Genomic DNA, 21123 nt, shown 5'->3' with positions numbered 1-21123 from the left:
TCCGCCGGGACAGTCAGTTCCTTATTAGCATCCAGCGCGGCCTTACCCTTATCAGTCAGACCAGTAAGCTCCGTCCCATTAAAAATGAAACGATCATCACTGGGACTAGCAGCCGCACGCAACGGCCTCGCAGCCCGCCCAGCAGCACCGGAACCAGCCTCCCGAAAATCAAGCTGCGAAGTAGCAGCTGAAGATTTATTTTCCACCTGGGTAGAGTGATTCGCGGCAGGCGCCGACAGGGGTATAACCGCCAGTAAAGAGGAGAAAGCCAATCCCAACACAGACAGCAACGCCACGGTGCGCCGACTTAAAGCAGAACGTGAAAAGGTTTTAGCGCCAGTTATTGAGCGACTCGCCAGATCAAAAAGTTTATCCATATCCACGCTTACCTCGTTCACGTAATATCGAAGCTAATACCGAGAATCAGCAGAAAAACATCAGCTAGCTCCCAGAAAACAACAAACTAACATCTATTATCTGGCTCTAATAGAAGGGTGTCAATCATTAATTAATTGGCGGTCAGTCCCTAAATACGGCATTTTAAGCACCCCCCCCCCGAAAAACTCAGATATCCAGCTAAAACGCTACTTAGGAGCCTCCGGGGGCTTAAGCCCTAAACCGTAGATTAAATTATTGTAATCCCCGTTTTAGGACTTTCTCCCTATCCCGCCTTTAATCTACCTAAGCACGAGCTGAGCTCCGGTTGGACGAAACCTAGTAAAGGTGTCGCATATTCTGCGTCAAACGCTTCACACAGGCCAGGAAATGTTATTTCGGGAGTTAGGTTCTGGGCGTTCCCGGGTTACTACCGGGTATCCATAGGCGGCACCCGCAACTGTCCCGGTTAGACCGCCATAAGCGGTTCCTGTGAGGTTAGCAATACACAAGTACCGGCTGGGAAATTACCTTGATACACTTGGTATGGATATGTCATTACAAGCAGGAGGAATAATGAAAAATTGGTTGCGTACCACAGCTGCTTTCGCAGGCGTGGCAGCACTGACACTGGGGGGCGCTGTTTCCGCTGTAGCAGCAAACAGTGTTGACGACGGTAGCACTGTCAAGACCTTCGATGTTACTTGGAGCGACAAAGTCAAACGGTACGACCCGGCGCTTGAAGGCACCGAAGTTAACGTCCTTCTATACTGTCCGGTCTACGAATTCAAAGCCGGTAAAGCAACCGGTGACCTGCTTGGCTACGAGTGGCCAAGGCTCACACTAACCGTTGGCAAAGATGAGCAGATTCCACTCGACGTGAACCTCAAGAACCCCAAGTACAAGGATGTTGACAAGATCGGCGTCCAGGACTGCTACGAGTATCGTCACGGGCAGCACGGACACAGCCAGTTCTCCTTTTCAACCGGATATAATAATGGCGTGAAACAACTGGCTATGTACCAGCAGGCCAATACCGATTTCAAGTTTGAGTTGGTTAAAGGCGAGTGGGATGGGGAAACCTATCTAGGTGAGGTTCCCGCCGGCAAGGCACCCACAATCACAATTGGGGTATCGCAACATAAGGCCGGAGACGCAGTTACAGAAGACGGCGAAAAAGTTTACAAGCCCCTTATCACCAAGGGCGGCGACCCGGCGGCGAACAAGTATGTTTTCGCCGATGGTGATTCTCGTAGGCCCTCTGCCGATAACGTAGGCCGTCAAGATAGTCCAATTACTCGCGCTTCAATTGGTAACAGCCTGGACATCTTCTCTGGATACACGGGTCGTTACAAGTGGTACCAGTTGACCGCCTCGATTGACGATCCTGAGGAGGCCAAGCTCTTCCGCATTGAGAGCGTTGAAGGTAATGACATTGATGGCTGGACTGTAAAGGTAAGCTCGGCTATCCGCAAGATTACCCCCGAGGCTCCGACCGTTGCAGATTCCGATAAATGCGGAGTTGCTGGCACGGTACAGCTTCCCGAGTCCAAGTACTTCGATTACGAAACCGTTACCGAGGGAACCAAAGTTTCGGTAGCAGCCCTGTTGAAGCAGGATTTCAAGGGCAAGATCGAAGTTAAGGGCGACACCAAGTGGGAGTTCAATGTTGCTCCTAAGCCGTGCACGATAGCTCCAGCTGAACAGTTGGCAACTCCGGTAGCTCCTAAGCTGATCAATCCTTCCGCTGATGATCCGGCTTCTTGCACCACCAAACCTTACGTGACGATTCAGAAGACCGAGGGCGTTTCCTACACCGTTACTGCCAACGGCATTGAGCTGAAGGCTAACCAGGGCGGCAAGTACATCTACCCGTACAACTCGAAGGTACAAGTTAAGGCCTCCGCATTGGACGGTTACTTCTTTGCTGAAAACGCTGTAACTCAGTGGACTTGGGACAGTCACAATACTGCAATGTCCCCAGCATGCAAGCCGGCTCAGCCTAATAATAAGCCGGCTCAGCCTATGAAGAAGCTGGCGTCAACTGGTGCTGAGGTCACTTCCCTACTCGGCATCTCCGCTCTACTGCTCCTGGTAGGCGGTGCGCTAACCGCACGCAGGTTCCAGTAACCAACTAGCAACCTGCATTTCGCCTCCCGGCATTAGCCGGGAGGCAAAATGTTTTTATACGACTTTACGTTCCTCATCCGAAGCTTAACTAGCACCACCACAACTGCGTTATCAGCTCAGATGCCTGTTCCGGGCTGGAGGTTAGCTACTAACGTCCAGTAAGTCTGGCGCGTATTCTAGCTACCGCCACGCAAAGACTGCCCGCCGGGTACTTTCTGTGATTATCACTAACAGAAAAATCAAAAGGATGGCAAGATTGGTTGAGGATCAAGCTGGTGAACTGGGAGAAAAGGAGATCACCAAGACCTGGCAGCTGGAAAATGGCGAGCCGGTAGGCGATCCGGAAGTCTCGGAAAAGGTCATCAAGGATCCACAGGATCGTAAAGTCCGCGTAGGAACGAAGTGTGTCTGCGAGGTCCCGACCGATCCCACAGATCCTACAGATCCGCCCGACAAACCCTCTGACGAGCCACTTGCTTTCTTTATTTAACTCGGCCAGCACCGCTGGTGGTATCGTGACAGCAAGATCCCCAAAAACTTCTGATTTCAGCCATCCTAATAGCGGTGTTGGTATTAACTTGTCTGGGCGGAAGCGCCATGTTGATATGGGCTTGTTCCCTGTCTGGATTCGAAGATTTCAATGCCTGGTATGCTTTCACAACTGGCATCTTTGCATTTATCGCCCTGATGCTGTTGTTCCTTACCCTGCGTTATTTGAAAGATTACAAGACCGCAAAACAGCTATAAAATCACTAGACCGATTACCACACCCCCTTGCTGTTTGACGAGATGTTGACTACTCCCCCGGTGGTACAAAATGTGCCTCCGCCCTATTTATCCTGGTAAGTAACCTCTAAAGTCGCGCGCGCCAAGGAGTGGAAAAGCGCCTGGAAGTTAGCAGCCGCCGCTGACGCGTCCTCATCCAGTTCCAAAGTTTCCGTATCCAAGGCGTGAACGGCAAAAATATAGCGGTGTGGGCGATCACCCTTCGGTGGTGCCGCCCCCATATAAGACCAGCCGCCCCCATCGTTACGCAAATGGAAAGCCGGTCCGTCAAGCTCTAAGTCACTGCTGCCCGCGCCAGTCGGCAGCGACGTCATTTCCGCCGGGATATCGGTAATTAACCAGTGCCAAAAACCCGAAGGCGTAGGGGCATCAGGATCAAAGCAAGTAAGCAGGAAAGACTTGGTTTCTTTAGGGAAACCGCTCCAAGAAAGCTGCGGAGATAGGTTCTCCCCCGCCGCAATCTGCGCGGTCGGCATCTGTCCCCCTGTCGTCATATCGGCAGAAGTCAAAATAAAAGTAGGAAGCTGCGGCAACGCCTCGTAAGGGTCCAGAGCCAGCGGGCGAGAGTTAAGATCCATGATTCCTCCAATACGCTCAGTGCTTTTGACTCTAGGCTACGTGAATAGCCCCGCTTAGGCAGCAAAATAACCAGCCTATACCACACTGGAATTATTTAGCGATTACTAAAAAGCCTTAGAATCGAGGCGTGTTGCATTTGATCTATTTCGAGCCTCGAATTCCGGGAAACACCGGAGCCGCTATCCGCTTATCCGCCTGCACCGGCACCCTATTACACCTGGTAGAACCACTTTGTTTCGATATGGATGACACGAAGCTCAAGCGCGCGGGACTCGACTACCACGACCTGGCGCACGTGAAAGTACACCCTAATCTAGAGGACGCCCTCGCCGATATCCCCGGAAAAATCCACGCTTTTACCGGTCACGCAAAACTGCACTTTCAAGACGCGTCCTACGGAAGTGAGGACGGTCTACTATTTGGCCCCGAACCTACCGGACTCCCCGAGGAAGTCATGGCACATCCTCGGATAGCTGACTTGGTGCGAATCCCGATGGTGCCACACTTGCGTTCATTGAACCTAACGATTTCAGCTTCCATCGGCCTATATGAAGCCCTAAGGCAGAACTCTTACCCGAATCTAGTTTAATTACCGTTCCCGGGGCGCAGCGGGGACGAAACTATCAGCCAGATCAAAGTTAGTGCCGTTAAAATCGTGGGCAAATAATAGTAGGCCTGCCCCCAGTTATACAGCAGCTGCGCGCTGTCTAAATGCGCAGACGAAAAGGCAAAACCAAATAGCACCAGCAACAAAGCTTCTATCCCAGTGAGCGTCCAGGCAAGCAAGCGCATCCGCCGGCCGTTATGAATCACCGCTATCGACAAAACAATCCAATGCGCCACATTCGCCAGCGACAACATGGCCAACCCATAGCCGGCAGACCCAGAGGCCGGCAGGGTGGAAAACTCATGGAACAGCGCAACCACCGCAAACACCACTAAGCCCGCCATAAATATGCGCCCAGCTCCCCTAGAAGCGGTGCGCGGATCCTTATGGGACTGTTGCGCAGACTCAGATGCTGACAATATCTTCTCCGAATTTTTGCGGTAGGTGCCTTTAAATTCTACCCGCACTAGTTGCAGGTACCCCCACTCTCACCCCAAGCTCAATAAATAATAATGTATTCTCCTTCACATTTTTTCGCCGTCTTGAGAAAGAGGGTAATTCAGAGTGCGTTTACCGGTCAAAAATGAAACAATGACTGCAGGTGTCTGGAAGTGTGCCGGCAAGCAGGAACCAATACTTACAGTTCTTGCCTTGCCCGGTCGCGGTCAGACATAGCCGTGCTTTTATCAAGGAGAACATCACAATGACGAGCACCTATGACATTGTAGTCTTGGGCGCAGGCAGCGGTGGATACGCTACCGCCTTGCGCGCTTCCCAACTGGGAATGAAAGTTGCCCTCATCGAGGGAGACAAAGTGGGTGGCACCTGCCTCCACCGGGGCTGCATCCCTACCAAGGCAATGTTGCATGTGGCAGAAACCGTGGATGCCATCAAAGAAGCCTCTCGCCTGGGCGTTAAGGCCAGTTTTGAGGGCGTTGACATGCACGAAGTTGGCCGCTTCCGCGACAAGACTATTTCCCGCCTCCACAAGGGACTACAGGGGCTAGTTAAATCCCGCAAGATCGACTACATCCAAGGATGGGGTCGGGTGGTCAGCGCCAATACCGTTCAGGTTGGCGATCAGACTTACCAAGGGAAAAACCTGGTACTCGCTACCGGCTCTTATTCCAAGTCCCTTCCGGGTCTGGAAATTGAGGGACGCGTGATCACTTCCGATCAGGCGCTGCAACTTGATTGGGTTCCCAACAAGGCAGTGGTGCTCGGCGGCGGAGTTATCGGAATCGAGTTCGCGAGCCTGTGGGCTTCCTTGGGCACCGAGGTAACCGTGATTGAAGGACTACCTCATCTCGCTAATAACGAGGACGCCTCCATTTCTAAGGGGCTAGAGCGGGCCTTCCGCAGCCGCGGTATTGCTTTCAAGACCGGCACCATGTTCGATTCAGTTACCCAAACTGGTAACTCGGTACAGGTTAAGACCCAGTCCGGCGATACTTTTGATGCTGACGTACTGCTGGTAGCAGTAGGGCGCGGACCGCGCACCCAAGACATGGGATTTGAACAAATCGGGGTAAATATTGATCGCGGTTTCATCCCGGTAGATGAGCACTTGATGACTAACGTTCCCGGGGTGTATGCCGTAGGTGATATTGTTCCCGGTCTACAACTGGCGCATCGCGGTTTCGCGCAAGGCATTTTCCTGGCCGAATACTTAGGAGGTCTCGATCCGCAGCCCTTGGTAGAGCCCAATATTCCCCGGGTTACTTTCTGCGAGCCCGAGATCGCTTCGGTTGGTTTAACCCAGACGCAAGCGGAAGAAAAGTTCGGCAAAGACCAGGTGAAAGTCACCGAATATAATCTGGCAGGTAACGGCAAATCCCAGATTCTAGGCACTGGCGGGATCATTAAACTGGTAGCGCAAAAAGACGGCCCGATCGTAGGCTTCCACGCCCTTGGCAAACGGGTAGGCGAACTGGTTGGGGAAGGCCAATTAATGGTCAACTGGGAGGCCTTCCCAGAAGATTTGGCGGCCTTAGTACACACCCACCCCACCCAAGACGAAGCAATTGGTGAAGCCGGTATGGCTCTTGCCGGCAAACCCTTACATTCCTAAGGTCCAGAAAGGTAGATTAATAACATGGCACAAGATATTGAGATGCCCGCTCTGGGCGAATCGGTAACCGAAGGTACGGTTTCCCGCTGGTTAAAGAAGGTTGGCGACCAGGTAGCAGTAGATGAACCACTACTGGAGGTTTCCACCGACAAGGTTGACTCTGAAGTTCCCTCTCCCACCTCGGGAGTAATCACCGAAATTTTGGTGGAAGAGGATGAAACCGTAGATGTAGGCACGGTAGTTTGCCGGGTAGGTGAAGCAAGCGAAGCCCCCTCGGATGCCCCTGCAAGCCCAGCAGCTCCTGAGGCACCAGACACTCCTGCGCCCTCTATCCCGGCGACTCCCCCAATGCCGGAAAGCCCGGCAGGTGGCTCTGCTCCGGCAGGTGGCGGACAAGCCGTGGAAATGCCGGCTCTAGGCGAATCGGTAACCGAAGGCACCGTTTCTCGCTGGCTGAAAAAAGTCGGTGACCAGGTAGCAGTAGATGAACCGCTACTGGAAGTGTCCACTGACAAAGTTGATTCTGAAGTGCCTTCCCCGATCGCGGGAGTAGTCACTGAGATTTTGGTACAAGAGGATGAAACCGTAGACGTAGGCACCGTGCTTTGCCGCGTAGGCGATAGCGCCGCGGCTCCGGCTCAAAGCAGCACACCCGCTGACCCTGCTGCCTCTCCCACCCCTGCGAGTCCTGCTGCCCCTCAGGTGCCGGCGGTTCCCCCGGCTCCCTCCCTGCCGGAGAATCCGGAAGAACTACCGGGCGCGGGTATTCCGTCTTCAATCAAACGTGAAGGCGACCATCACGTAGTACAGTGGGCATACCCGCAGGTACATACGGGTTATCCCGGTACGATGACTGCCCAAGGACAGGTTGTACCACCCTCCGATAATCTTCCCGCCGCTCCGGCTGCTCCGGCCGCTCCTGCGGCTCCTGCGGCTCCTGCGACTCCCCCGGCGCCTAAAGCTGCGCAAGCCCCAGCCGCGCCGAAACCACCGGCAGCACCGCCGGCTCCTAAGGCTCCCGCCGCTCCGACTCCTCCTGCCTCCTCACAGCCGGACGAAAAACTGCAGGCAGCTGCGCAGGTAAGTGGCGGTTACGTAACTCCGATCGTACGCAAGCTAGCGCGCGAAAAAGGGGTAGATATTTCCACCCTTAAAGGCAGTGGCGTAGGCGGACGGATCCGACGCGAGGACGTGCTGGCAGCTGCGCAGAAACCGCAAGCGGCACCGGCGTCAGCTCCGGAAACACCCGCAGCTCCGCTACCTCCGATCGAGCCAGCGCAAGAACGGGGCAAGACCGAGAAGTTATCCCGGATGCGTCAGACTATCGCCAAGCACATGATGAATTCGCTGGCCTCTACCGCGCAGCTGACGACGGTAGTCGAGGTGGACGTTACCCGGATCGCGAATCTGCGGGCGCGCGTCAAAGACTCTTTCGCGCAGCGAGAAGGCACCAAGTTGTCCTTCTTACCCTTCTTTGTGAAAGCGGCAGTGGAAGCCCTGAAGGCGCATCCGAAGATCAACTCGCGGGTAAATGACGAAACCAACGAGGTCACCTACTTTGATCACGAGAACGTCGGAATTGCGGTGGACTCTGAGAAGGGTCTGATGGTGCCGGTTATCAAGAACTGTGGTGATCTGACGATTGCGGCTATTGCCCGCAAGATCAACGAGTTGGCCGCGAAGGTTCGCGACGGTTCTATCAGTATTGATGAAATGTCTGGCGGCACCTTCTCGATTACCAATACTGGTTCGCGCGGCGCCCTCTTCGATACTCCGGTAGTTAACTACCCGGAGGAAGCGATTTTGGGACTCGGCACGATTGTACGTCGGCCAATGGTAGTGAAAGATTCTGAAGGAAACGACACTATTGCAGTGCGTTCCCTGGTATATCTGGCGCTATCTTATGACCATCGTCTAATCGACGGAGCGGATGCCGCTCGTTACCTGACCACGGTGAAGAAGCGCCTAGAAGAGGGAGATTTCTCTGCCGAGGTTGGGCTCTAGGATCTCTAACTAGCTAAAAGTTAATACTCCTGATAATGTTCTTTGGCTCCGGGAAACCGGAGCCAAAGAACATTTTTATACCGTCATTTTCAGTAAAAATGGGCATTATCCTGTAAAAACCATAACCGGCATGATTATTGGGGAGGTTATTCTAACCCCCATAAAAGACGGAAGAATCCCCCCCCATCAGTAAGCGTCATGACATTCCAAAAACATCGGGGGGACGCTTCGTAATCTGCTGAAAAATCATGCGTGCCTGATTGTTTTGGTAACGAATCCAAATCCAGGACTGCACCGAATCGGAATCAAAATAGATAACCTGTGCGGTGTGAGGACCTAGCTCGCGTACCTCTACTTCCGAGGGCGAAGGCGGAGCCTCTGCCAAGAGAGCCGCGGCCTCGGTTCGGGAAATGGGAACCCCCAGTTCCCCGATCGACATAAAATCCGGATGCATCAATTCCCTAATTCTTACCCGATCCGCACTGGCACAATACTTTTGAAAACGCAGATCCTCGTCTCTTACTACCTGGGTGATAGCCCGTAAATTGGCGGCGGCTCCCCGCGCGGGAGATCCTAATCCCCCAACGCCGACCGGCCCCGAGTTAGGGCCTTCCCGCCAGGAAGTTGCCGGCTGCGGGCTCTGATTGGTGCGGGGAAGCTTGGTTACGTTATCGGGAATACTTTTCTTGGCCTTCGGCATTGGCCATTCACTAACCACTAAACTCTCTAGGTTCTGCTGGTAATTACCGCTAAGCAGGTCTGGGCTACTCCCCGGACCTAGGTTTACTTCTTTTCCGTCACGGTGGGCATAAGCCACTTCGCGCGCGTAAATATGTGCCTGAGTCAGCAGTGCTTGTTCTTTAGAGCCTGCACAGGCAACTTGCAAAGATTTCCCTTCCAGCAAACGATCAATATTACGAATAATAGAAAGATCAGTGACCGGCATTCCATCGAGTTTCTGCCAGTCGTTACTGCGCCATTTATGCCGCCAAGTTTGCAGCACTGCCGCTACATATTCGGAAGAAGTGAAAATAACCAGCGGTTCATTAACCTGGTTACAGCGACGTACAAAAGAAAAAACCGCTCGAAATTGGGCTTGTGTTATCGATGCGGAATCCTCCTCGTATCCGCACGCCCAATTGTCTTGGTCAATCACCCATGCCCAACCCACTAGGTTAGCTTCTGCAAGCATATAGGCGTCGACTGCTACGGTTAAAGTCACCTTGATATCTTTTCACATTTACTTAGAGATTGCTTGCTACTTGCATAGTTCTGGGCTTAATGGGAAGTATTTTCCGGTTTTATCCGGGCGGAGAGCAATTGGCGGGCTTGCCCCGCCAAAACTACAGAACCAAAGATTACGATACCGACCGCGTCCGCCGGGAGATTTCCTTCTTCGGTTAGCGAGACTGCTTGATCTACCGCGTCTAGCAGGTTAGGAGCCGCAAAAGTTTGTTCGGCGCCAAAGACTTCTCCCGCGATTTTCGCCAGTTCCACCGGTTCCATGGCGCGTTCGCCCTCCATCGGCAAAGTCACCACGGCATCTAGCAACGGCTCCATTTCCGCGAGGATACCTTCCACATTTTTATCTCCCATAGCCGAGAAAACGCCCACTACTTTTTGGAATCCGAACGCGTCCTCAATCCCAGATCTAAGTGCCGCTGCCCCTGCCGGATTATGCGCGGCATCTACGATAACCGTAGGAGAGCCTCCCAATACCTCCAGTCGCCCGGGGGAGCGTGCCGCATCGAGGCCGGCTGCCAACACTTCCTCGGAAAGTGCTTTACCTGCCCCCAGCGCTTCGACTGCCGTTATTGCCAGGGCAGCGTTTACCGCCTGATGACTACCAAAGAGCGGCAGGTAGAGATCTTGATAGGTGGCTGCCGGGGTGGTCAGGGTGAATACCTGTCCCCCAACCGCCATTTTCTGCTCCCTAACTTGGAAGTCCTCGCCATATAGGCGCAAGGTGGCATTTTTTTTCTGGCACGCCTGCCGAATTACCTGGAGTGCTTCGTCGGCTTGCGGGGCGCAAATAACGGTGGCACCTGGTCGGATAATCCCTGCCTTTTCCTGGGCGATCTGCGCAAGCGTATCCCCTAACCATTTTTCATGATCAAAAGAAATCGGACAGATAACCTGCACCGCACTGTCGAGCACATTGGTGGAATCCCAGCGTCCACCCATCCCCACTTCGATTACTCCCACATCGATAGGGGCGGCAGCAAAAGCTTGAAAAGCTAGAGCGGTTAGATACTCAAAGAAAGAAAGACGGCCTTGCCCGGCACTTTCGCCCTCTTTGTCGGCGAGGGCGATAATCGGTTCCACGTCCTGGTTGGCTTGCAAGAATGCCTGGGGGCTGATCGGTTCCCCGTCAATCGAGATTCTCTCCCGCACGCTCACCAGGTGTGGAGAGGTAAAACGCCCTACCCGCAGGCCCTGGGCACTTAAGAGACTGTCAGCGATCCGCGCAGTAGAGGTTTTCCCGTTAGTACCGGCAATATGCAAACTGGGATAGGACAGCTGCGGATCCGAAAGATAGTCGAGGGCGCGCTCGATCCGGGCTTTAGTTGGCGAAATATTATGTTCAGGGCGCCTAGAAACGATGCGGGCATAGAGCTGAGCCACTTCGAAATCCGCTTGCAAGGATTCATCCGAAGTCGGCGAATCCGCTGCCGTTGCAGGTGTGGAACTGTCGCGGCCATTTTCTGCGTTTTCTTCGGCTTCTGCGGCTTCAGGGTCTCCGATCTGCTCGGGCAAAACTATCCCACCCGCCTGCAATACTTCCCGTAGGCGCTCACTGTCTTGCTGATCTGCGGAGTTATCGCTGATCGGCAAATCGATACGTTCTTGCCGATCGGCTTCCGCAAGATAAGGCAATAGATCGGGATCGATCCCTCCGCGTCTTCCCTGAGCGTTTTTCGCAATCTCTTCGTACGGGTTAACCTGGCGTTCTTGACCGTCTTGACTATGCACTTGCTCCCCCTTTTCAGCTCATATCCTACTGAGGGATCGCTCGCCCTCCCAACTTTTACCCCGTCCTCCCTAAAACTGTCGGTTTTCCGCCTCCCGTAAACAGCCAAAACCCCTAGCGCCAGGATTTTAACAGGATGAATGTTAAATAAAACAGTATATCTGTTGTGTTATCGTAGTTAGTTAGTTACCCTGGAACTGTCAGCTTCCACATTCAAAGGAGAATGCAAAAACATGACGAAAGAAGACCGCCGCCTATCCGAAGGCCCCCTGGTAGTAGCAATCGACTCCTCTACCACCTCCTCAAAAGCTATTTTGGTAGATGCCTCCGGAACCGTATGGCATACCGCCAAACGCAATATCCAGCTACACACCCCCGCTATGGATCACTATGAACACAATCCTTTACGCTGGTGGGAAAGTGTTTACGCCGTAATCGGCGAAGTGCTCTCCAAGATTAGCGCTAAAGACCGCGAACGGGTTGCTGCCATCGGAATCACCCACCAGCGCGAATCTTTCGCCCCCTTCGACAAAGATGGCCGTCCCTTAAGAAACGGGATTTTGTGGCTAGATGGGCGCGCCACCGATCAGATCCGCAAATACGGAAATGAACACATTCATCAACTATCCGGAAAACCGGCCGGGGTTACTCCCGGCATCTACAAGATGGCTTGGGTTAAAGAAAACGAACCCGAAGTTTTCAAAAAAGCCCACAAAGTGGTGGAAGTCCACGGCTATATTGCCTTCCGCCTCATCGGTAAATGGGTATCCTCGCAAGCCGCCACCGATTCCCTGGGCCTATTCGATGTCCAAAAACGCGACTATGCCCCTGAACTTTTGGAGATTGCCGGGGTCACCCGGGACCAGATGGCCGATCTGGTAGAACCCTCCAAACCTATGGGAACCCTGCTGCCGGATCTAGCAGCCGAATGGGGCATTAAAGAAGTCCCGATTATCGCCGGCCTGGGCGATGGTCAAGCCGCCGGGATCGGGGCGGCCGCTACCAGCCCCGAAGTGGCGTTCCTCAACCTGGGCACCGCGGTAAACGCCGGCGTGGAATCCCCTGAATATCGCTATGACCCCGTATTCCGCACCCACGTGTCTGGAATCCCCGGAAACTATGTGTTCGAAGTACTCCAGTCTTCTGGATCCTACCTGGCCGGTTGGTTCAGGGAAGCGCTTGGCGATCCCAAACTATTAGGCGAGCCAGATCCTGCCCTCGACGATGCCGCCTCCCAGATTCCGCCCGGCTGTGAAGGCTTGATTACCTTGCCTTATTGGAACGCAGTACAAAGCCCCTACTGGGATTCAGTAGCCCGCGGAGCAGTAGTTGGCTGGCGCGGCACCCACTCGCGTGCCCATATGTATCGTTCGATTTTGGAGTCGATCGGCTTTGAAATGCGTTTGAACCTGGATTCGATCGAAAAGGGTACCGGCGTCAAACTTGAAGGATTGCGCGCCATGGGCGGGGGTACCCGCTCGAAACTATGGCGCCAGATCATGTCAGATTGCACCGGATTGCCGATCACCGTTTGCCTCGAAGATGAAATTTCAGCCCTGGGGGCTGCGGTACTAGCTATGGCCTCCACCGGGGTTTACGGCAGCAATGATGTCGCCACCGCCGCGAAGAAGATGGCGCACTATGGGGAAACCATTGAACCGAATATGCAGCTACACCAGCGTTACCAGGAGGTAGCCAGCGTGCAGCGAAAACTCTACCCCCGCCTACAAGATATTTTTGAAGATTTGCATGATTTATCGCGCAAGTATCCATCCACAAAGCCCGAGTCCCCAGCGGCCGAGCTATAAGAGAAAAGAGAAACAATGAGTGTTATTACTGTTCTAGGTGCGGGCGCTATGGGCTCTGCCCTGTGTACACCAGTTGCGGATGCGGGCTGGGAGGTGCGTCTGTGGGGTACTTGGCTAGATGACCATCTACTGGATGCGGTTGAGGCCGGAAAGCCTCATCCACGCACCAAGGAACCCTTGGCTAAAGGAGTCAAAACCTATCGTAGCGACCAGCTAGCAGCAGCTTTAGAGGGCGCTAACGTGGTTGTCATGTCGGTGGCCTCTGTCGGGGTACCCAAGATTTGCGAGATGGCGCTGGCAGGAATGGCCAAGGCCGATGCCATCTGGCTTACTTCTAAAGGATTCTGCCCCGATAAAAATGGGATTATCGAGCAGCTACCTACCGCTATTCGCCGGATTGGAAAAGAAAATGGCTACGAAAAGCTCCCCCCGATCGTAGCGATTGCCGGACCAGTTAAGGCCAATGAATGCGCCGGCCGCAAGCCCACAGCCACCATTTTTGGTTGTAAGGATCTGGCGGTATCCAAGAAATATGCCACCGAAGCATGCACCGAAAACTACGCTATCGAATACAGTGATGATGAAGTCGGAGTCGAGATTTGCGCCCCGATGAAGAACGTGTATGCAATCGCCCTCGGGATAGCTGACGGTCTAGAAGAAGCTACCGGCATCCCCCACCACAACCTGAAAGCCGCTACTTTCACCCAGGCGGTCAAAGAAATGTCCCTGCTGGGGCAGTCTCAAGGCGCCAAGATGGAAACCGCTTTCGGTTTGCCCGGGGTAGGTGACCTGGAAGTTACCGGCCTGTCGGGGCGTAACAAAGTCTACGGAGTACGGCTCGGGAGAGGCGAGAACCCGAAAGAGGCGCTCGCGGAAATGGATCGCCTGGAGCAAACCGTCGAAGGAGTTCCGGCAGCCGCGTTGGCCGCCAAGTTTGTGGAGCAACACGCCGCCGATATTAAAGATCAGTTGCCACTGTTGGCAGCAGTGAACCAGATTCTAGAATCTGAGGATCTATCGGTTAAGGACGTAGTAGCGAAAGCCGTGCTGCCTCGTGCCTGAGAGCACTAAGTCCACTCCCGCCTCGCGTCAGCAGCTGATCTTACAACAGGTGGCGCGAGGCGGTTCGGTGCGGGTAGAAGAGCTGGCAGCAAAGCTAGGCGTGTCAGAAATGACGGTCTACCGCGATATTGCGGAGCTAGAAAAAAGCGATTTAGTACAGCTAAACCGCAAAGAAATAACTGCCGCCGAATCTTCACTTATAGAGGCCTCTGCACGTCTAAGAATCGCAACCAACGCCGCTACAAAGAACGAGATTTCCCGGCTATCCAGGCAGTTTTTACGCAGTGGCATGTCCGTGGCGCTAGATGATTCCTCAACCAATCTTCCGCTAATAGAAAATTTGGAGTCCCTAGCTCCGCTTACCGTAATTACTAACGCCGAGTTCTTGGCGCAACGGGTACGGGAGCAAAAGGGGATACGTCTAATCTTGCTGGGAGGAACCTATGAGGCTTGGGCAGATTCGTATTTCGGGGATTTAACTGAGCTCGCTGTGAGCCAGTTAAACATCGATATCTGCATCATGTCAGCCACCGCGATTAATCATGGCTATTGTTTCCACCCCGATCAACAGGTAACCAAATTTAAACGCGCCCTCCTGGCCGCTTCGCGGCGGAAAATCCTGGTCGCAGATGCTTCAAAGTTCCGCCGTTCCGCCCTATTTAAAGTAGGTCCCCTCAGCGACTTCGACACTGCAATTATCGATAGCGATACCCCGGATTGGGCTCACACCGAACTCAAAGACAGCGGATTAGAGGTGTTAGTCGCCGGTTAATCCGCATGCTCTGCAATTGGTTTCCGCCGGCAACCTGTAGTTGCCGGCGGAAACCGATTACTGTAACAACCCTTTATTTAAGGTTCATATCCATTTATGCCTTTACCGGATGTACCTCGGTGATGTTAATCTTCACCGCATCATCCGCGCCGGCCTGAACCTTAAGCTCCGTGGCCAAGACCTCATGGGCGATCATCGGCGCATGAGCCTCAACGCTTTGGACTTTATCCGCGGGAACTTCCAGTATTAACTCGATACGGTCAGAAACATGTAGATCCTGAGATTTACGCTCATCTTGAATAGAGCGCACCAAGTCGCGGGCATAGCCTTCCGCTTCCAGCTCGGGGGTGATTTCAGTATCGAGTACCACCACTGCCCCATCGCCTAGCACCGTGGCCACCTGGCCTGCTTCTACCTCTACCGTAGTAGACAGCGAGAACTGGTCTCCACTCAAGGTAACCGGCTTACCGGCAATGAGCACTTCGGGGAATATTACCGTTTCGCCCTCTTCGTGCCACTCGCCAGTCTTTTGCGCCTTAAACAATTGGGAAGTGGCTTTGCGAATCTCGGGAGCGAAAGCTTTGGGATTCAGTTTCAATTGCCGCTGCAGCTGCAAACCCGATTCCCTAGAAACCTGCAACACCACCTGTTTCACGTTTACTTCCCCGGCGATCAGATCGGAAAAGTCCGCCAGTTTTTGGCTACCATCATCCACAACCGTTAGGGACTGCAACGGTTGCCGCACCCGCAAACCATGGGTTTTACGCAGCGAATGCGCCGCCGAAACCACTTCGCGCACCATATCCATAGCCGACACCAAAGCCGGGTCATCCACCGTATCCGGGATTACCGGGTAGTCGCACAGATGTACCGATTCTCCCCCGGTCAGTCCCCGCCAGATTTCTTCACTCACTAGCGGAGCTAGCGGTGCCATCACTCGCATCAAAACCTCTAGACAGGTGTACAGCGTGTCGTAAGCTGCGGCCTCCTCGTTCCAGAAGCGATCACGAGAGGTACGCACATACCAGTTAGTCATCAAATCCAGATACTCGCTAACTGCCTCGCAAGCTCCCGGAATATCGTAACTATCCAATAGTTCCTTGACGTTTAACGCCAAGTTGCGGGTACGTGCCAACAGATACCGATCCATTACTCCCAGCTGCTCCCGGGTCTGGGGATCCGCTAGATCCAAGGCTTTCGCCTGATAACCGGCACCTTTATTACAAGAACCAGCGTAGAGGGCGAAGAAATAATAGATATTCCATAGCGGCAAAATCACGTGGCGCACCGTGTCGCGGATCCCCTCGCTCTTTACCACCAGGTTCCCTCCCCGCACCACCGGGGAGGACATTAGAAACCAACGCATTGCATCCGAGCCGTAGGTGTCGAATACCTCATTAACATCCGGATAGTTACGTAGCGACTTCGACATTTTACGGCCATCATCGCCGAGCACAATCCCGTGGGAAACACAGGAAGTGAAAGCCGGACGATCGAACAGCGCCGTGGCGAGCACGTGCAGCAGGTAGAACCAGCCGCGGGTCTGCCCGATATATTCCACAATGAAATCACCGGGATAGTGATCCTCGAACCATTGCTGATTCTCGAAGGGGTAATGCACCTGCGCATAGGGCATTGAACCGGAATCGAACCAGCAGTCCAACACGTCCGGAATCCGCCGCATCATGGATTTACCGGTGGGATCATCCGGGTTAGGCCGCACCAAAGTATCAATAAATGGTCGGTGCAGATCTTTAACTTCTACCCCGAAATCTTTTTCTAGTTCCTCCAGTGAACCGTAAACATCTACGCGCGGATAAGCCGGATTATCAGATTTCCATACCGGAATGGGGCTGCCCCAGAAACGGTTACGCGAAATCGACCAGTCGCGAGCGCCCTCAAGCCATTTACCGAACTGCCCATCCTTAATATGGTCAGGTACCCAGTCGATCTGCTGGTTTAGTTCCACCATCCGGTCGCGGAAGTCAGTGACTTTTACGAACCAAGAGGAAACGGGTTTATAGATTAGGGGTTTGCGGCAACGCCAACAGTGCGGATAAGAGTGGACAAAGGACTGCTGGCGCACCAGCACTGCCCGTTTTTCTTTCGGGGTACGCGCCAAGGGGCCTTGGTCGTCCTCGTTACCCAGCCGGAAGTCGCGAATAATCTGTTTATTGGCGTCAAAAATCTGCATCCCTTGATAGTCGGGAACCTCCGCGGTGAATAGCCCGGCATCATCTACCGGGGTCACGGCGTTAATCCCGTTGGCGGTTAGCAGGATCATATCGTCCTCGCCGTAGGGAGCCTGATGTACCAGCCCGGTACCGTCAGTGGTGGTTACAAAGTCCGCCGCCAGCACATGATAGGCCTTAGCCCCAGGGGTTTCGCCCTCACCCAGTTGCCCCTTAAAGTAATCAAAAATCGGTTCATAGGAGCGTCCCACCAGCTTAGAACCGGGGTACTCTGCCACGATTTGCGGATCTTCGCCCAGCTCCTTGGCATAAGCAGACAAAAGATCACGCGCGATAATAACTTTTTCCCCGGCAACTGGTGATTCTAGATCCGGGTCTACCTGCACGGTTACGTAAGTAATCTCTGGGCCGACCGCGATTGCCAAGTTAGAGGGCAGCGTCCAAGGGGTAGTGGTCCAAACCAGCGCCAGTTCCCCAGTTTCCAGGCGCAGTCCCACAGTCACGGTATTGTCTTGACGATCCTGATAGATATCGTCATCCATTTTCAATTCATGGTTAGACAGCGGAGTCTGGTCATTCCAGCAATAGGGCAATACCCTAAAACCCTCGTAGGCCAAGCCCTTATCGTATAGCTGTTTAAACGCCCAGATCACGGACTCCATATAGTTAACGTCTAGGGTCTTGTAGTCGTTATCGAAATCTACCCAGCGTGCCTGGCGGGTAACGTATTCTTCCCACTCTTTGGTGTAGCGCAGCACTGATTCCCGACAGGTCTGGTTAAACTTTTCAATCCCGGTACCGTCCGGGCCTTCGATCTCAGATTTGTCTTCAATCTCCAGGATACGTTCTGCTTCTAACTCTGCCGGCAGACCGTGAGTGTCCCAGCCAAAACGCCGCTCCACCCGGTGGCCTTGCATGGTCTGGAAGCGTCCCACCACATCTTTTACGTATCCGGTCAGCAAATGCCCATAGTGGGGCAAGCCGTTAGCAAAAGGCGGGCCGTCATAAAACACAAACTCGTTAGCTCCCGCGTCTCCGGCCTCTCTTTGGGCAATTGACTTGCGGAAAGTGTCGTTCTGCTTCCAATATTTCAAAGTCTCTTCCTCTAGCTGGGGGAAAGACGGATTGGCGGAAACATCGCCATCTTTATGCCGCGGATAGTAGCCCACGTTAAACCTCACCTATTTCGAGCTGTTATTGCCAGTGCCGGGACGAAGGCTTTCCAGCCCCGCGGTACCACCCCGCTTCACCCAAAATATGGGCCTCATTAACTGCTATTACGGGCTTACCCGTCTGGTTCTATTACCTGCTATCGAGGGTTCTTCCAGAGGCTCCTCGGTGATTGCCGGATCAACGCCACTTCCCACAGCATAACCCGTTTAGGTATTTCTTTAAATTTTGTCCGCGCTAGGATAAGAACAGTTATTTAAAATCACTTTTTTAGGAGGACGCATGGCGAAGTTAGGGGTTATCGGGGTTGGCGCTATGGGGGGCGCGATTGTGCGCGGCCTACTATCCTCCGGAAAGATGCAGGCAGCAGATATTTTAGCGTTCAACCGTACCCGCGAACGCATGCGTTCTCTCGAGGACGAGTTTTCCCTCCCCATAGCCCCGGACGCCGCCACCGTAGCTAGGCAGGCAAAATACCTACTTCTCGGAGTAAAACCCTATATGATTGCACCTTTACTGGATGAACTGGGCGACGCCCTCGCCGCTAAACCGGTAGTGATCTCGGTGGCTGCCGGGAAACCGCTAGCCGCCATCGAAGCGCATCTACCGGCACAAACCCCTCTGGTGCGGGTAATGCCGAATGTGAATGCGCAAATCAACCAGTCTATGTCCGGGATTGCTGCCAACCAGTACGTTAGCGACGAAGCCTTAGCACAAGTGCGCGCCATGTTTGATGCCATCGGTAAAACCGCGCTGGTACCGGAGGATCATTTCGCCGCTTTTGCCGCACTTGCCGGGTGTTCGCCTGCCTGGATCTACCGTTTCATTGATGCCCTCGCACAGGCCGGGGTTGCCCACGGCTTTAAGAAAGAGGAAGCTACCCGGATAGTGGCGCAGGCAGTAGCTGGTTCAGCACAAAACGTCCTCGAAAATCTGCCCCAAGGTTTAAATCCCCAGGCGTTAGTGGATCAGGTGTGCTCCCCGGCGGGCACTACCGTAGCCGGCCTATTAGCTATGGAGGATGCCGGTTTTTCGGCAGCTGCCCGTGCCGCGGTAAATGCGGCGGTAGCCCGCGATCAAGAACTATCCGCGTCCTAACAATCCACCCCTTAAGGTAAAACCTGCGGTAAAGTAGAAGCAGTTGGTATTTAAAGGCTACTTTCGGATACCACGGCGCTATAGGGAGGTAACGATGACCACTCCAGGACACGAAGACAATCAGGGAATGAGTCTTTACATAGTCCTCTATGACTATGATCCCAAGCTGGTGGGACTTAAAAACGAGATTCGCGCCGAACATCGTGCCTTTATGCACCGACTAAACAGCCTGGGTATGGTACTTTCTACCGGCAGAACCACCAGCTTGAATGATCAGGGCTCGCTGACCATTATGCTAGCTCGCGACGCCGAAGAAGCTAAGCAGATCTTAGACGACGACCCCTATGTGCAGTCAGGGATGGTAAAAAACATCGCGGTGCGGGACTGGTTTCCGGTGGTAGGCACGTTCGCCGATCGCTAATCCCCACTTAACACCGACCGTCCTTTACGTTCTCTGGCTATCAGGCGAGCCCCCAACCTTTGAGCTAGGTTAGAATACCTGCGCTCTCCCCCGGTATCTTGGTTGTGTGAGCGCAAAGCAACGGTTAAGCCGATTCCTAGATCCCTTTATCCTTTCCATCCTGGCGATTTTGGTGTTGGGGATTCTGATTCCCGTACCTGCGGTGATGGTTAGCGCCCTGAGCTATTTGGGAAACGCCTTGATCGTGTTGCTGTTTTTTCTATACGGGGCGCGGCTTTCTACTAAAGAAATCTGGGAAGGGTTAAAGAATTGGCGCTTGCAAGGCGCAGTTGCTCTGTCTACCTTCGTGCTTTTCCCGTTACTGGGGGTGGTAATGCACCCGCTAGATCTGAAGCTACTGGGACCGGTTTTCGCCCTGGGAACCCTCTATCTAACATTGCTCCCCTCCACGGTACAGTCTTCGGTGACTTTTACTTCTATTGCGGGCGGAAACATCGCGGGAGCCGTTTGCTCTGCCACCATCTCTAATATCGCCGGCATTATTCTCACCCCCGCCCTAGTGTTCGTGGTGATGGGTAGATCCAGCGGCATCGAGGCCGCACGGGTAGTAAACGTACTGTTGCAACTGTTACTACCTTTTGTTTTAGGGCAGCTAGTGCACCGCTATATCGGAAAGTGGTTAAATGAGCATCGCGCGCTTACCAAAGCCACCGATAACGGTACCATTTTGGCGATCGTAGCCTCTTCAGTTTGCGGAGCCACTGCCGGCGGCCTTTGGCAAAAAATCTCGGCCCCCCAAGTAGGATTACTGCTGGCGCAATGCCTGGTAGTTCTGGCAATTATGCTCACCCTCACCTGGAATCTGGGACGCTGGCTATCCTTAGAACGTCGCGACCGGATTGTGCTACTGATGTGCGGATCCAAAAAATCCCTGGCTACTGGCCTGCCCATGGCAGCCATTATTTTCCCGCCCGCTACCGTAGCGGCGGTGACTATCCCGGTGATTGTATTTCACCAATTTCAGTTACTGGTGTGTGCAGTTTTGGCGCGCCGTCTGGCTGCTAAACCCGCCTAATC

At 53.6% G+C, this 21123-nt stretch carries 18 protein-coding genes; 12 read left to right on the top strand and 6 right to left on the bottom strand.

Features of this window, described 5'->3' with window-relative positions; genetic code table 11:
* Positions 1-377: hypothetical protein (locus E6072_RS07980; protein WP_316694957.1), on the bottom strand; the 377-nt coding region annotated here is incomplete at its 3' end.
* A 574-nt stretch (positions 378-951) separates the two neighbouring features.
* Between E6072_RS07980 and E6072_RS07975 the strand changes: the two genes are divergently transcribed.
* The 3 genes from E6072_RS07975 to E6072_RS07965 all read left to right on the top strand — a co-directional run bounded on the left by E6072_RS07975 (position 952) and on the right by E6072_RS07965 (position 3252).
* Positions 952-2505: a hypothetical protein gene (locus tag E6072_RS07975; protein ID WP_316694956.1), complete on the top strand. Its 1554-nt coding sequence runs from the start codon at positions 952-954 to the stop codon at positions 2503-2505.
* Positions 2506-2752: 247 nt separating this feature from the next.
* Positions 2753-2995: a G5 domain-containing protein gene (locus E6072_RS07970; RefSeq protein ID WP_316086712.1), complete on the top strand. Its 243-nt coding sequence runs from the start codon at positions 2753-2755 to the stop codon at positions 2993-2995.
* Between the two features lie 74 nt (positions 2996-3069).
* Complete coding sequence (locus E6072_RS07965; RefSeq protein WP_316694953.1) at positions 3070-3252, top strand: hypothetical protein; 183 nt, start codon at positions 3070-3072, stop codon at positions 3250-3252.
* An 83-nt stretch (positions 3253-3335) separates the two neighbouring features.
* Here E6072_RS07965 and E6072_RS07960 read toward each other — a convergent pair whose 3' ends face one another.
* On the bottom strand, positions 3336-3869 hold the full coding sequence (locus E6072_RS07960) for a YbhB/YbcL family Raf kinase inhibitor-like protein (protein ID WP_316694951.1): 534 nt from the start codon (positions 3867-3869) through the stop codon (positions 3336-3338).
* 128 nt (positions 3870-3997) lie between these two features.
* On the opposite strand from E6072_RS07960, the gene E6072_RS07955 reads away from it, so the two are divergent.
* On the top strand, positions 3998-4459 hold the full coding sequence (locus tag E6072_RS07955) for a tRNA (cytidine(34)-2'-O)-methyltransferase (RefSeq protein ID WP_316086222.1): 462 nt from the start codon (positions 3998-4000) through the stop codon (positions 4457-4459).
* Here the strand turns inward: E6072_RS07955 and E6072_RS07950 are convergent.
* Positions 4456-4896 carry a hypothetical protein gene (locus tag E6072_RS07950; RefSeq protein WP_316086223.1) on the bottom strand — a complete coding sequence of 147 codons (441 nt, stop codon included), beginning with the start codon at positions 4894-4896 and terminating at the stop codon, positions 4456-4458. The genes E6072_RS07955 and E6072_RS07950 overlap by 4 nt on opposite strands.
* Positions 4897-5180: 284 nt before the next feature.
* Between E6072_RS07950 and lpdA the strand changes: the two genes are divergently transcribed.
* Together lpdA and sucB are read left to right on the top strand one after the other, a co-directional pair.
* Positions 5181-6548, top strand: coding sequence for a dihydrolipoyl dehydrogenase (lpdA, locus tag E6072_RS07945; protein WP_316086224.1), 1368 nt, complete (start codon positions 5181-5183; stop codon positions 6546-6548).
* Between the two features lie 24 nt (positions 6549-6572).
* A complete protein-coding gene (gene sucB, locus E6072_RS07940; RefSeq protein ID WP_316694950.1) occupies positions 6573-8552 on the top strand; it encodes a 2-oxoglutarate dehydrogenase, E2 component, dihydrolipoamide succinyltransferase in 1980 nt (659 codons plus the stop codon).
* Positions 8553-8748: 196 nt separating this feature from the next.
* On the opposite strand, the gene E6072_RS07935 is transcribed toward sucB, so the two are convergent.
* Together E6072_RS07935 and E6072_RS07930 are read right to left on the bottom strand one after the other, a co-directional pair.
* Entirely contained in the window at positions 8749-9774 is a 1026-nt protein-coding gene (locus E6072_RS07935; protein ID WP_316694949.1) for an RNase H family protein, read from the bottom strand.
* A 56-nt stretch (positions 9775-9830) separates the two neighbouring features.
* A complete protein-coding gene (locus tag E6072_RS07930) occupies positions 9831-11525 on the bottom strand; it encodes a folylpolyglutamate synthase/dihydrofolate synthase family protein (protein ID WP_316694948.1) in 1695 nt (564 codons plus the stop codon).
* A gap of 231 nt (positions 11526-11756) precedes the next feature.
* On the opposite strand from E6072_RS07930, the gene E6072_RS07925 reads away from it, so the two are divergent.
* The 3 genes from E6072_RS07925 to E6072_RS07915 are packed head-to-tail and all read left to right on the top strand — an operon-like array spanning position 11757 to position 15165.
* Positions 11757-13331, top strand: coding sequence for an FGGY-family carbohydrate kinase (locus E6072_RS07925; protein ID WP_316694946.1), 1575 nt, complete (start codon positions 11757-11759; stop codon positions 13329-13331).
* Positions 13332-13346: 15 nt separating this feature from the next.
* Complete coding sequence (locus E6072_RS07920) at positions 13347-14393, top strand: NAD(P)H-dependent glycerol-3-phosphate dehydrogenase (RefSeq protein ID WP_316694944.1); 1047 nt, start codon at positions 13347-13349, stop codon at positions 14391-14393.
* Positions 14386-15165, top strand: a complete 780-nt coding sequence (locus E6072_RS07915) for a DeoR/GlpR family DNA-binding transcription regulator (protein WP_316694942.1) — start codon at positions 14386-14388, stop codon at positions 15163-15165. Before E6072_RS07920 ends, E6072_RS07915 begins: the two co-directional genes overlap by 8 nt.
* A gap of 94 nt (positions 15166-15259) precedes the next feature.
* Here E6072_RS07915 and ileS read toward each other — a convergent pair whose 3' ends face one another.
* Positions 15260-18526, bottom strand: a complete 3267-nt coding sequence (gene ileS / locus E6072_RS07910; protein WP_316694940.1) for an isoleucine--tRNA ligase — start codon at positions 18524-18526, stop codon at positions 15260-15262.
* Positions 18527-18809: 283 nt separating this feature from the next.
* On the opposite strand from ileS, the gene proC reads away from it, so the two are divergent.
* The 3 genes from proC (at position 18810) to E6072_RS07895 (ending at position 21121) form a co-directional block, all read left to right on the top strand.
* On the top strand, positions 18810-19625 hold the full coding sequence (gene proC / locus E6072_RS07905; RefSeq protein ID WP_316694939.1) for a pyrroline-5-carboxylate reductase: 816 nt from the start codon (positions 18810-18812) through the stop codon (positions 19623-19625).
* A gap of 94 nt (positions 19626-19719) precedes the next feature.
* Entirely contained in the window at positions 19720-20046 is a 327-nt protein-coding gene (locus E6072_RS07900) for a YciI family protein (RefSeq protein WP_316694938.1), read from the top strand.
* Between the two features lie 106 nt (positions 20047-20152).
* Positions 20153-21121, top strand: a complete 969-nt coding sequence (locus tag E6072_RS07895) for a bile acid:sodium symporter family protein (RefSeq protein ID WP_316694935.1) — start codon at positions 20153-20155, stop codon at positions 21119-21121.
* Positions 21122-21123: the final 2 nt, after the last annotated feature.

Origin of the sequence: Varibaculum cambriense (assembly GCF_032557235.1) — a bacterium.
Taxonomy (GTDB): domain Bacteria; phylum Actinomycetota; class Actinomycetes; order Actinomycetales; family Actinomycetaceae; genus Varibaculum; species Varibaculum cambriense_C.
The sequence above is the reverse complement of the archived record's forward strand: the minus strand, read 5'-3'. Positions and strand labels throughout refer to the sequence as shown.

Bases quoted from the DNA above. Each gene is read 5' to 3' on its own strand.
- E6072_RS07975 (WP_316694956.1), top strand. From the start codon at position 952: ATGAAAAATTGGTTGCGTACCACAGCTGCTTTCGCAGGCGTGGCAGCA.
- E6072_RS07970 (WP_316086712.1), top strand. From the start codon at position 2,753: ATGGCAAGATTGGTTGAGGATCAAGCTGGTGAACTGGGAGAAAAGGAG.
- E6072_RS07960 (WP_316694951.1), bottom strand. From the start codon at position 3,869: ATGGATCTTAACTCTCGCCCGCTGGCTCTGGACCCTTACGAGGCGTTG.
- lpdA (WP_316086224.1), top strand. From the start codon at position 5,181: ATGACGAGCACCTATGACATTGTAGTCTTGGGCGCAGGCAGCGGTGGA.
- sucB (WP_316694950.1), top strand. From the start codon at position 6,573: ATGGCACAAGATATTGAGATGCCCGCTCTGGGCGAATCGGTAACCGAA.
- E6072_RS07925 (WP_316694946.1), top strand. From the start codon at position 11,757: ATGACGAAAGAAGACCGCCGCCTATCCGAAGGCCCCCTGGTAGTAGCA.
- E6072_RS07920 (WP_316694944.1), top strand. From the start codon at position 13,347: ATGAGTGTTATTACTGTTCTAGGTGCGGGCGCTATGGGCTCTGCCCTG.
- proC (WP_316694939.1), top strand. From the start codon at position 18,810: ATGGCGAAGTTAGGGGTTATCGGGGTTGGCGCTATGGGGGGCGCGATT.
- E6072_RS07900 (WP_316694938.1), top strand. From the start codon at position 19,720: ATGACCACTCCAGGACACGAAGACAATCAGGGAATGAGTCTTTACATA.